This window comes from Methylobacterium sp. E-016, from assembly GCF_022829745.1.
Taxonomy (GTDB): Bacteria; Pseudomonadota; Alphaproteobacteria; order Rhizobiales; family Beijerinckiaceae; genus Methylobacterium.
Genome location: NZ_JAKSYF010000127.1, coordinates 1 through 11,593 on the forward strand (window position 1 = coordinate 1; position 11,593 = coordinate 11,593).

Sequence of the window (11,593 nt, forward strand, 5' to 3'; positions counted from 1 at the left end):
CGCGACACCTACCAGTTCGTCGCCGGCGCGAGCCTGATCTGGTCGCCGGTGAAGGACCTCGATATCGGTGTGGAAGGCCTCTACACCCAGATCGGCGTCAAGAACGGCCGCGTGATCGACACCGACAAGGATCCGACCGCCTACTCGCGCATCGCCGCGATCAACGCCGGCGGCGCCGTTCGCACCGCGACCAGCGACGACGTCTTCCAGGCCAAGGTTCGCGTCCAGCGCGACTTCTGAGGCGACGCGCCGGATCGGGCGTCGGCTCCGCGCGGGTTTCGACGAGACCCGCACGGACGGGCATCTGCAGACCCGAGATCCATCCTTCGAGGCCCGGCGGCAACGCCGGGCCTTTTTTCATGCCCGGCCGGCCGCGGGTCATGGATGGAGACAGCCGGCGCGGTCTCTCAGCCGGCCCGTCCGCGGGCCATTGACGTTCCTGGAGGCTTCGGGATGAGATGACGGTGCCGGCGCAGCCCGAATCCGTCGAAGTCCCGGCGGATCCAGGCTCCTGCGGGCGGGCGCCCGGGCCTCGACGAGTTCCGGGCCAGGTCGGTCGCGACGACGTGACCGACCGGGACACGACCACCCCGTCGGCAAGAACGGGCCGGCCCGCGGAGAGGCCGGATCTTCGGAAGGACGCCCCGTGACGAGCCCCCCTCTCTCCGCCCCTCGCGGATCGGCCCGTTCCGGGCTCGGACCCGACGCGCCGGTTCTGGCCGCTCGGCTGGTGGCGCCTGGTGGACACCCGGATCGGCATCATCCCGCTGCCGATCTACGCGATCGTCGCGGTGCTCCTGGCGATCCTGACCTCCGAGGGCGAGATCCGACCCGACGGGCCGACGATGATCGCCGTGCTGGTGCTCGGCGGCTTCACCTGCGCCGAGATCGGCAAGCGCCTTCCGATCCTGCGCAACATCGGCGCGGGGGCGATCTTCGCGACCTTCGTGCCCTCGGCCCTAGTCTACTGCAAGTTGATCCCGCCGCAGGTCGAGAAGGCGATCGTCGACTTCACCAAGTTCACCAACTTCCTCTACATCTACATCGCGGCAATCATCGTCGGCTCCATCCTGGGGATGGACCGGGACGTGCTGATCAAGGGCTTCCTCAAGATCTTCGTGCCGCTTGCGGTGGGCTCGCTGGTGGCCGGCGCGGTCGGCACACTCGTCGGGACGATGCTGGGCCTCGGCGTCCGCCACACCTTCTTCTACATCGTGGTGCCGATCATGGCCGGCGGCGTCGGCGAGGGCGCGATCCCGCTCTCGATCGGCTACGCCCGGATCCTCGGCCAGCCGCAGGGCGACGTGTTCGCCCAGGTGCTGCCCCCGGTGATGCTCGGCAGCCTCACGGCGATCATCCTCGCCGGCACCCTGAACTTCGTCGGCAAGCGCTATCCCCACCTGACCGGAGAGGGAAAGCTCCAGCCCGACCACGATGCGACGCCCCCCGGCGACGCCGCCGCGAAGGCCGAGGCAAATTCCGGGCAGGTCGACGTCTCAACCATCGCCGCCGCCGGCCTCACCGCGATCACCCTCTACCTCTTCGGCGTGATGGCCCACCACCTCACCGGCCTGCCCGCCCCCGTGGCGATGCTGTTCCTCGCGGTGCTGGCCAAGCTCTCGAGCGCGGTCTCGCCCCACCTCCAGGCCGGCGGCTTCGTGGTCTACAAGTTCGTGCAGACCGGCATGACCTATCCGCTGCTCTTCGCCATCGGCGTCGCGCTGACGCCCTGGGACAAGCTGATGGCGGCGTTCACGATCACCAACCTGATCACCATCGTCGCCACCGTCACCACGCTGATGGGCACCGGATTCGTCGTCGGGCGCCTGCTCGGGATGTACCCGATCGAGACCGCGATCGTGAACGCCTGCCATTCGGGGCAGGGCGGGACCGGCGACGTGGCGATCCTCACGGCCGCCAACCGCATGGCACTGATGCCGTTCGCCCAGATCGCCACCCGGATCGGCGGCGCGCTCACCGTGACCGGCACCCTGGTCGCGCTGAGATGGCTGACCGGGATGCCGGCCTGACCCGGCCCGGCACCGCGGGACACCGCACGCCTGGGGCATTTCCCGCAGTCGTTACAACCCTGGGTTAAGTCAGCCTTCACCCTCTGCCGACACTCTGCTTCGGGACCGCCAAGGGCGGCCCGAATCGGAACGCTCCACGATGCTCGCGACAGCCCGAGATCCCTTCCCGCCCAGCCGCTCCGGCGCGATCCGCCCGCGCGGCGGCGAGGCCGTCCGGTCGTCCGGCCTCGTCGGCCGCGACGCGCTGGTCTGGCGGATCCGGGTCCTGGTCGCCGAAGCGCGGGGGCCAATCTGCCTGTCGGGGCCGGCCGGCAGCGGCAGCACGGCGATCGCGGCCGCCGTGGCCGACAAGCTGGCGCACCAGACGCGGGTGCTCGGCCTGCGCTGCCTGCCCGAGACCACCTTCGCGCGCCTGACGGAGATCCTCGCCGAAGGCCTTGATGGCGGAGATGTTTCCGGAACCGTATCCATCGTCCTGACCGATGTCGGCGCGGTCTCGGAGCCGGGCTTCCTGCGCGCCCTCGCGCATCTCGCGGCCGAGCTGCCGCAATTCGGCTTGCTGATCGCGGGTGCGCCGCAGGCCATGCCCGGGGCACGATCGGTCGCGGTCCCGCTGCTTGCCGAATCGGAGACCGCCGCCGCGGTGGACGCGGCGGTCGAGCGGCACGCGGCCGTGATCTCGAAGATCGGCCGAAGCACGGCGGCGACGCTCTGTCGTGGCCTGCCGGGCCTCGCCGACCGCCTCGTGGCCGAGGCCTGGACGGCCGTCGGCACCGCGGGCGACGACGGCATCGGTCTGCCGCATCTGCGCACGGCCGCCCGCGCCCTCGTCGGGCCGGAGGTCGCGGCGGACGCGCCGGCCCTGCTGCGTGCCGCCGCCCGCACGCCGATCGATCCGGACGGCACGTTTCCGCGCGCGGCCCTGGCGATCGCCCTGGAGCGCGCCGGCGCGGCGACGGACCGCGGCGTCGCACCGGAGCGCGACCCCGCCCTGGTCGCGGCCGGCCGCGGGCGCCTGCGCTTTTCCGACGATGCGGCCGCCGCACGCCTGCTGCTGTCGGAGTTCGGCTGGACGTTCCACCGCGGGTGACCGGGGTTCCGGCCGACGGCGCCGGAGCCCGCACGGAGCCGATCCCTTCCGAAACCGCGGATCCGGGTTTCGCGCCTGCGACGCCCGGATCCGATCGAGGCGTTCAGTGCGACTTGACCAGGGCGCGCAACGCCTCCGCTGCCGCATCGCGGGCCGGGAAGGCACGCCGCATCGCGTCGACGAAGGCGGCGGCCGGGCCGTCCCAGTCGTGGCGGGCGACGTGCGCGCGGGCGCGGGCCGGGTCGAAGGGCAGCCGGCCCTCGACCGCCGCCTGCATCAGCGCGGCGAGACGCTCGACCCGGTCGGGCGCGTCGAGGTCGAAGTAGCTCGCCGCGTCGCCGCCCGATTCGGGGATGGCGGTGACGTTGGAGGCGATCACCGGCGTGCCGAGCGCGAGGCTCTCCAGCACCGGGATGCCCCAGCCCTCGCCGGCGCTCGGGAACACCAGGGCGGAGGCATTGGCGTAGAGGTCGCCGAGGCCGCGGTCGTCGATCCCGGCCACGTGCACGACGTCGGCCATCGACGAGAGCCGCGCCAGCGTCTCCGGGCGCTCGCCGTCGGGCTTGCCGACCACCACGAGGCGCGCAGCCCCTGTGGGAAGCCGCGCGAAGGCGTCGAGCGTCAGCGCGAGGTTCTTCCGCGGCTCCAGGCGCCCGACCATCATCAGGTAGGGGCGCCCGTCGCGGATCGGCGAGCGGGTGATCGCGCCGGTGCGGGGCGGGCTCGTCCCGCACCGGACCTCGGCGATCCGGGCCGGGTCGATCCGGTAGGTCCGCGCGATCGAATCGCGGCTGTAGCGCGAGATCGTCACGACGAGGCGGGCGCGCTTGGCGCCGAGCCGCGTCAGCAGGCGGGTGCGCCAGCGCATCCCGAAGGAGAAGAACGACGGATGGGTCTCGAACAGGATGTCGTGCACCACGACGACCTGCCGCCCGCCCGGCACCAGGGGCGGGGCGATGTAGGTGGTCACCAGCGCGTCGATCCGGTCGCGGTGGACGAACCAGGGCCAGACCGCCAGGAGCCGCACGGCCCGCGGAACCCGCGGCAGCCGGACGTGCTCGACGTTGGGGCCGGAGATCATCGTCGCGGCGCGCCCCGGGTCGTCGGAGTAGATCACGTAGGTCGCGTCCGGGTGGCGCGCCACGGCGCGGCCGACCACGTTGACGAGCCAAGTGCGGCTGCCCTGCATCTTGCCGACGAGGACGTGGGCGTCGATTCCGATCCGGAGTGTCATGTCAGGGGCTCCGATAGGCGCCGAAGGACGGGGCCTCGTTGGGGGCGTAGGGGCGGCCGGGCAGGTCCCGCGTCGCGCCGAGCGGGATGCCGGGGCGCGCGAGCGCGCGGGTCAGCGCGAAGCCGTTCGCGAAGGGTTTTGCGATGTCGGCGAAGGCCGGCGCCTCGGTGAGGTCCGGCGCGCGCGATCCCAGCGGCAGCGACGTGCCGTCGTCGGTGCGGGTGGCGCCGTAGGCGTAGAGCCGGCCGCCGGCGGCGTGCCGCAGCAGGTTCGGGCCGATGGCGTTGCCGCGGCCCGTGCTCGTGGCCTCGACGGCGATGGCGGCGACGTTCGCCCGCGTCGCCACCACGATGTTGTTCAGGACGCGGTTGTCGACGGTGCGGCCGACCTGCTTGGTGTAGTCGCTGGCCAGCACGATCTCGCCCTTGTAGGCGTGCCGGCCGCCGGAATCGGCCATGTTGCCGACGACGGTGTTGTTCTCGACGCGGTTCCGGCCGGCGTCGAACAGGTTGATGCCGGCGCCGTCGTTGCCGGTCGCGACGTTGAAGGCGACGAGGTTGTCGTCGCACCACTGGTCGACCTGGATGCCGTTGCCGTCCTGCCCCGTGGTCTCGCGCTGCCCGGTGACGACGTTGTAGCGGATGGTGTTGCGGTCGCCCGCGTCCTGGGCGGCATCCTTGGCGTAGACGTGGATGCCCGAGGTGCCCGACATGCCGACGCCGTTGTCGTGGACGCGGTTGCCCTCGACGACGTAGCCGGAGCCGTTGATCTCCATCCCGTGGATGCCGCTGCCGGAGACCGTGTTGCCCGCGATGATCGTCGGGTCGTCGGCGGGCGCGTTGATCACGTCGACCGCGATGCCATGGGTCTTGTTGCCGGTGAGCCGGTTGCCGAGGATGCGATGCCCGGCCCCGGAGCCGTCGCCGATCCAGATGCCGAGGCCCGAGGCGTCGACGGCCGAATCCCGCACCGTGACGTGGTGGCTCCCCCGGCGCAGGATGAACCCGGAATTCACGGCCCCCCGCACGGTCAGCCCGGACACCGCGACGTGGGCGGCGTTCTCGAACACCACCGAGTTCGACAGCACCGGCTCGGTGCCGGGCACCGCGGCGAGCGTCACCGGCGCCTCGGCGGTGCCGCGGGCCGCGACGACCACGACGCCGTCGAAGCGGCCGCCCTTGACCAGCACCGCGCTGCCCGCCGCGAGGCTCGCGAACGGCACCGCGGACAGCGCCGCGACCGTCCGGTAACCGGGCATGGTCGAGCCCGCCGGATCGACGAGGATGCGCTGCAGGCTCGGCGGCTCCGCCGGCTGGCAGGCGGTGGCCGCCACCAGCATCGGCAGGAGCGCGACCAGAACCGCCGCCCGGATGCGGTTCGTCACGCGGCCTCCGCGAAGGCGCGGGCGATGGCGAGGCGCTTGCGGCGCTGGAACAGCCGGCGCCACACCGTGCGGCCTGCGGCCGGGCTGAGGCGGGTGAGCGAGCGCGCGGCGGCCCGCCAGCCGGGCAGGGCGACCTCCGGCATCACGAGGTCGGCCAGCGCGTGGCGGCGGGCGCGGCCGAAGGGCTCTGGGCCGACGAGCCCGAGGCGGGCGAGGTCGGGGGCGAGGTCGGGGCGCTTGCGGTACCACAGCACTAGGGCCGCGCCCTCGCGCTCGGCGATGCGCAGGTAGGCCGCCTCGTCGAGGAAGTGGTGGTGGTAGGCCAGCGCCTTCGGCTCGTAGAACAGGCGCATCCCGCGCCGCGCCAGCCGCTCGCCGAGCTCGATGTCCTCGTGCCAGGTCAACTGCTGGTCGAAGCCGCCGGCCTCGCGCAGGAAGCCGGCGTCGACGCTGACGTTGCAGGTCAGGAACGCGTCCCAGCCGAGCTCGACCCTGCCGGCGAGCGCATCGTAGGAGGCGTCGTGATGGAGCGCCGCGAACGGCGAGAACGGCAGGGCCGGGTCGATCGTCATCCGCCCGAGGATCGCCGTCTCGCGCCCGCCGCGCCGGGCATGGGCCGCCAGGTGCGCCGCGACGAGGTTCGGGCTGGGGATGGTGTCGTCGTTGACGATGAGCAGGCGCGTGCCGCGGGCGGCCTCGATCGCCCGGTTGCGGGCGGCGTTCGCCCCCGCATTCTCCTGGCGCAGGTGCACCACCGGCCGCCGCGCGGTCGCGACCGCCCGGCTGATCACCGCGCCGGTGCCGTCGACCGAGCCGTCGTCGCAGACCACGATCTCGAAGGCGGCCTCGGTCTCCTGGCGATCGAAGGCGGCCAGCGTCAGCCGCAGGGTCTCGGCGCGGCCGTAGGTCGGGATGATCACCGACAGGATCGGGGTCTCGGAGGGCGGGGGCGTATCCGGCGTCATGACGAGGCTTCCGGGCTTGAGAGGCTGGAGAGAGAATTGCGCGGGCGCAGCCACAGGGCGCCGGCGAGGGCGAGGATCGCGCCGGCCGGCAGGGCGACGGGAGCGAGCGCGGCCGGGCTCGCGAAGACGCAGGCCGCCATGGCGAGGGGCGGAGCGAGGATCGCCGGCAGGTCGCGGGGCACGAGCGGCGCCCCGACGGACCGGTGGAACACGGATACAACCACTGCGAGCATCGCGATTTCGGCGGCCAGGGCCGCGAGCGCGGCACCCGTGGCGCCTGCCCGCGGCACGAGCACGAGGCAGAGGATCGCGTTCACCGCGCAGCCGGTGGCGCTGAACCAGACCGCGAAGCCGGTGCGGCCGAGGGCGATCAGGGCGGAGAACAGGATCGTCGCCGCGATCATCGCGGCGGCCATCAGCGCGGCGATGCGCAGGACCGGCACGCTGGCGGCGTAGTCCGGCCCAAACAGCAGGCGGACCAGCGGGTCGGCGAGCACCCAGGCCGCGACCACGCCGGGACCGGCGGCGGCGAGCACGAGACGCAGCGCGAGACGGGCCTGCGCCAGCAAGGTGCCGGAGCCGACGGCGCGCCCGAACACCGGCACCAGGGGCGCGGCGAGCGTGATCGCGACGGCGACGCCGAGCTCGAAGAAGCGGTAGCCGGCGGTGAACAGCCCGACCTCGGCCGCGCCGGCCAAGGCGGCGAGCGCGAGCAGGCCGATGCGGGCATTGAGCGTGCCCAGCGCGTTGGAGATGCCGACGCCGGCGGCCTGCCGGATCGTGGCGAGGCCGATCCGCGGCGAGGCGGCCCGCAGCGGCACGAGGCGCCCGGCGAGGACGAGGCCGAGGGCGCCGTAGGCCGCCCCGGCCGCCACCGCGACGAGGGGCAGCACCGCCTCCGGCGCGTCGAGGGCGAGCGCCAGCGCGGTCCCGACGACCAGGACGGCGGCGTTGGCGAGCGAGGGATAGGCCGACCAGCCGGGCCGGCCGCAGACCTGGAACAGCGCGTCGAGGAAGCGGACGGCGACGAGCGGCATGGCGAGCGCCGCCAGCGCCAGCGCGGGCCGCGTCGGTGGCGGGAGCAGCGGCAAGGCGCCGAGCAGCGCGAGGCCCGTCCCCGCGCCGAGGATGAGGCGGGCGGAGAGCACGCCCGCGAGCGCGTCGGCCCGCGCCTCCGGCGCGCAGGCGCCGATGCGGGCGGCGAAGGTCAGCGTCGTGCCGAAATCGGCGGCGATCAGGGCGATCGCCAGGGCGGCGAGCGCGATGCCGTAATGGCCGAGCACCTCAGGCCCCGCCCCCTTCGCGACCATCACGAAGGCCGCGAAACCCGCGAGCAGGTAGATGCCGCGGCCGGCCGCCTGACCGACCAGGTTGATGCCGTAGCGCATCCCCCTTCGGTCCCGGCCCGTATCGGTTCGATTCACCACCATACGCATCTTTCGGTGATTTTCGCCGGAAAAATGCTACCTATGATTGTAGGATAGCACGACCCAGACGACGCATACCTCGAAAATCGCCTTATGGTTGCGCTTATAAGTATTATACAACCGTAAAGAGAGTGACATGCCTAAGCCAGCCGACATGCTCGCGGCCCGGGATCTCGCGGGGACCGAGACCGCCGCAGGCACAGCGATCTCCTGGGCGGAGACCCGCGCGGCGCTGCGCGCCGACCGGGCGCACTGGGCGCGCCGCATCCCCGGCCCGGTGCGCCTGCGCCGCGGCTACCAGGCGATCTGGCTCTACCGGATGTCGCGCTACGCCCACGAGAACGGCTGGCGGATGGCGGCTTGGCTGCTCTGGATCGTCAACGGCTGGCTGACGGGCTCGGACATCCCGCCCTCGACCCGGATCGCCGGCGGGATGTTCCTGCCCCATCCCTACGGCACGATCATCGCGGGCGCCGTCGGCCGCGACGCCGCCTTCGGCTTCCAGGCCTCGATCGGCGGCCTCTACAAGACCCCGGACCGCGACGTCGGCGGCGGCCCGGGGCTGCCGCGCCTCGGCGACGACGTGGTCCTCGAGCCGGCCTCGATCGTGCTGGGCGCGGTGCTGATCGGCGACCGGTCCCGGGTCGGGCCGCGCTGCCTCGTGCTCAAGGATCTCGACGCCGACACCGACCTGGCACCGACCGACTGGCGCGCGCTGCCGGGACGGAGCGCCGTGTCGTGAGCGACGACCGGACGCCCTCCGAATCGGTCCTCGACCACGCCCGCCCGGCGGTCCTGCGCAGGTTGCTCGCCGCCGACCTCGAGCGGATCGTGCGCCAGATCAGCGGCGGCAGGCCGATGTCGCGCTCCCGCGCGGCGATGATGGTGCTGCTGCCGGCGATGCAGTGCGCCGTGTTCCACCGCGTCGCCCACCTGCTGCACCGGCGCGGGTGGCGGCGGACGGCCGCCGCCGTCGCCGGGCTGTCGGTGCGCCTCACCGGCGCGTCCTTCCATCCCGGATCGCGGATCGGCCCCGGGCTGTTCGTGCCGCACCCGGCACGGATCGCCTTCTGCGGCACGGCGGGACGCGACCTTGTGATCCTGCCGGCGGTGGTGGTCGCGCCGGACCGGCCGGTGCTGGCCGCCGCGCCGTTCCCGCCGGACGCGCCGCACCTCGGCGACGGGGTCGTGGTCGGCGCGCACGCCCTGGTCATGGGCGCGGTGACGATCGGCGATGCGGCGATGGTCGGCGTCGGCGTCGCCACCCTGCGGGACATCCCGGCCGGGACCGTCTCGATGCAGCGCCTGCGCCAGACCAGCGTCTCCACGCTCGGCCGGGATCCCGGGATCGTGCAGGATTCCGCGATCGCCCAGGACAGGAGCGCCGCATGAGCCGCGCCCACGTTCGCGATCACGCGGCCCGGCACCGTCCGGCGGCGGGCCGGCGGGGCGCGTCAGCCCGCGACCTCGACGCGGGCCGCGCTCCGGCGGCGCGTGCGGGCGGCGGGGAGCTGCGCCCGCAGCACGCGCTCGTAGGCGTCGAAGATGCCGTCCCAGGCAAACGCCTCGGCGTGGCGTGCCCGCGAGCCGGACGACATCGCCGCGAGGTGCCCGGCCGGCGCGCGGGCGAGCCGCACGATGCCATGGCGCAGCTCGGTCTCGTCGCCGAAATAGGCGGCATCGGGACCCGCCACCCACCGGTTGAAGACGTTGTCGTGGGCCAGCACCGGCGAGCCGGCGCCGAGCGCCTCGACCAGCGACGGGTTGGTGCCGCCGACCGTGTGCCCGTGGATGTGGAAGCGGGCGTGCCGGCGCAGCGCCGCGACGCGGTCCGCCTCGTAGATCGCGCCGGCGAGGATCACGTCCGGCCCGGCGGCCGCGCGCACCGCGCGGTGGTAGGCATCGGTCTCCGAGAGCTTGCCGAGCACCACCAGGGGCAGGCCTGGGCTGACCTCGCTCCAGGCGCGGACCACCTGCAGCACGAGGTTCTCGGGCACGATGCGGGCGATGGCCAGGCCGTAGCGCTGCGGCTCGATCCCGAGCGCATCGAGCGCGGCGACCGGCGCATCGGCGACCGGGTCCGCCCCGTAGGCGATGGTGGTGATGCGGCGCTTCGGGCTGACGCGGGCGAGGTGGCGGGCGATCTCGGGGTGGTCGGCGACGAGATGCGTCGAGAACAGGCTGCCGCAATGCTCGTTCAGCCAGAACCAGACCTTGGCGGGTTTCGACCAGCGGTCGCGGCGCCACTCGATCCCGTCCATGTTCATCACGCTGCGCTTCCCGGTCAGCCGGTAGAGCAGGGAGAACGCGGCGGTGTTGTAGCCGAGCACCAGGGGCAGGGCCGGACGGAACGCCGCCCGCACGGTGCATTTCCAGTCGAACAGGATCGTGGCGAGCGGGCCGTCGCCCGCGGCCTGGACCGGGATCAGGTCGATGCCGCGCCAGGTCGAGGGCGCGGTCGGCCGGTCGACCTGGCAATAGACCTCGACCCGCCAGCCGCGCGCGACCAGTTCCAGCGCAAGGCGCTCGGCCAGCGTCTCGAAGCCGCCATGCGCCGCGGGGACGCCCCGCGTGCCGAGGATCGCCACCGCCGGCCGCGCCGCGTCGGCGCGCCGGTCGCCATCGGACGCCCGCGCGCGGCGCGTCCCCACCATCCCATCGCTTGAGGAGGACGAACCATGGGCCACGACACCCTTCTGCGCCAGGACGCGATACCCCGCCGCGAGCCGGTCACCGTCGAGGAGCGGCTGTTCCGCGAGATGGGGGCCGGGGGCTACTCCCGGCAGGACCACCGGATGGAGTACATCGTCCGCGTCAACGCGCTGCTGCGCCCCGACATGCGGGTCATGGAGTTCGGCGCCGGACGCGGCAAGTGGAGCCATGACCCGGTTCCACTGCGCCGCCAGCTCGGGGACTTCCGCGGGCGCTGCGCCCACGTCACCGCCTGCGACGTCGACGAGGCGGTTCTCGGAAACGAGACGGCGGACGCCGTCGAGCTCGTCGGCCACGACGGGCTGCTGCCCTTCCCGGATGCCAGCTTCGACCTGATCTCCGCCTTCTCGGTGCTGGAGCACATCGAGACGCCCGAGCGGACGGCGGAGGAGCTCGGCCGCATCCTCGCGCCCGGCGGCTGGCTCTGCGCCTGGACGCCCAACCGCTGGGGCTATGTCGGGATCGGCGCCCGCCTGATCCCCAAGCGCCTGCACGCCCGCGTGCTGCGCATGGTCGAGCCACGCCGCGTCGAGATCGACTCCTTCGTGCCGCTCTACACGATGAACACGGAAGCGGCGCGGAAGCGGCTTTTCCCAACTGACCGGTTCGAGCACTTCACCTACGCGTTCGATGGGCAACCGTTCTATCATGGCGAGAACATCGTCCTGGGTAAGTTCTGGGAACTGCTGTTCCGGCTCACGCCGGGTCCGCTCAAGGGCTACCACATGGTCTTCATCAGGAAGCGCTGAGC

The 11,593-nt window shown here is 73.1% G+C and carries 10 protein-coding genes and 1 pseudogene; 6 read left to right on the plus strand and 5 right to left on the minus strand.

Translation table 11 applies throughout. From position 1 onward, the window contains the following. The 3 genes and pseudogenes from MKK68_RS16785 to MKK68_RS16795 all read left to right on the plus strand — a co-directional run. Window positions 1–240, plus strand: a pseudogene (locus MKK68_RS16785) (porin); the annotation flags it as partial. Between the two features lie 500 nt (window positions 241–740). Next, window positions 741–2,030, plus strand: a complete 1,290-nt coding sequence (locus tag MKK68_RS16790; RefSeq protein ID WP_244031618.1) for a 2-hydroxycarboxylate transporter family protein — start codon at window positions 741–743, stop codon at window positions 2,028–2,030. Between the two features lie 139 nt (window positions 2,031–2,169). Further along, entirely contained in the window at window positions 2,170–3,120 is a 951-nt protein-coding gene (locus MKK68_RS16795; RefSeq protein WP_244031620.1) for a hypothetical protein, read from the plus strand. Window positions 3,121–3,223: 103 nt separating this feature from the next. On the opposite strand, the gene MKK68_RS16800 is transcribed toward MKK68_RS16795, so the two are convergent. Genes MKK68_RS16800 through MKK68_RS16815 form a run of 4 tightly spaced genes read right to left on the minus strand, consistent with a single transcriptional unit; the run spans window position 3,224 to window position 8,091 of the window. Further along, window positions 3,224–4,354 carry a glycosyltransferase family 4 protein gene (locus MKK68_RS16800; protein ID WP_244031622.1) on the minus strand — a complete coding sequence of 377 codons (1,131 nt, stop codon included), beginning with the start codon at window positions 4,352–4,354 and terminating at the stop codon, window positions 3,224–3,226. A 1-nt stretch (window position 4,355) separates the two neighbouring features. Beyond that, entirely contained in the window at window positions 4,356–5,738 is a 1,383-nt protein-coding gene (locus tag MKK68_RS16805) for a nitrous oxide reductase family maturation protein NosD (RefSeq protein ID WP_244031624.1), read from the minus strand. Beyond that, window positions 5,735–6,703 (minus strand): glycosyltransferase family 2 protein, encoded by a 969-nt coding sequence (locus MKK68_RS16810; protein WP_147859764.1) that lies wholly within the window; start codon window positions 6,701–6,703, stop codon window positions 5,735–5,737. The genes MKK68_RS16805 and MKK68_RS16810 overlap by 4 nt, the downstream gene beginning before the upstream one ends. Then, a complete protein-coding gene (locus MKK68_RS16815; protein ID WP_244031625.1) occupies window positions 6,700–8,091 on the minus strand; it encodes a lipopolysaccharide biosynthesis protein in 1,392 nt (463 codons plus the stop codon). Before MKK68_RS16815 ends, MKK68_RS16810 begins: the two co-directional genes overlap by 4 nt. 175 nt (window positions 8,092–8,266) lie before the next feature. Between MKK68_RS16815 and MKK68_RS16820 the strand changes: the two genes are divergently transcribed. Together MKK68_RS16820 and MKK68_RS16825 are read left to right on the plus strand one after the other, a co-directional pair. After that, window positions 8,267–8,872 (plus strand): serine acetyltransferase, encoded by a 606-nt coding sequence (locus MKK68_RS16820; protein WP_243936041.1) that lies wholly within the window; start codon window positions 8,267–8,269, stop codon window positions 8,870–8,872. After that, on the plus strand, window positions 8,869–9,522 hold the full coding sequence (locus MKK68_RS16825) for a serine O-acetyltransferase (RefSeq protein ID WP_243949436.1): 654 nt from the start codon (window positions 8,869–8,871) through the stop codon (window positions 9,520–9,522). Before MKK68_RS16820 ends, MKK68_RS16825 begins: the two co-directional genes overlap by 4 nt. Window positions 9,523–9,584: 62 nt before the next feature. Here the strand turns inward: MKK68_RS16825 and MKK68_RS16830 are convergent, their stop codons facing one another. After that, window positions 9,585–10,784, minus strand: a complete 1,200-nt coding sequence (locus MKK68_RS16830; RefSeq protein WP_243936038.1) for a DUF1972 domain-containing protein — start codon at window positions 10,782–10,784, stop codon at window positions 9,585–9,587. A 24-nt stretch (window positions 10,785–10,808) separates the two neighbouring features. Between MKK68_RS16830 and MKK68_RS16835 the strand changes: the two genes are divergently transcribed. Beyond that, window positions 10,809–11,591, plus strand: a complete 783-nt coding sequence (locus MKK68_RS16835) for a class I SAM-dependent methyltransferase (protein WP_244031627.1) — start codon at window positions 10,809–10,811, stop codon at window positions 11,589–11,591. Window positions 11,592–11,593: the final 2 nt, after the last annotated feature.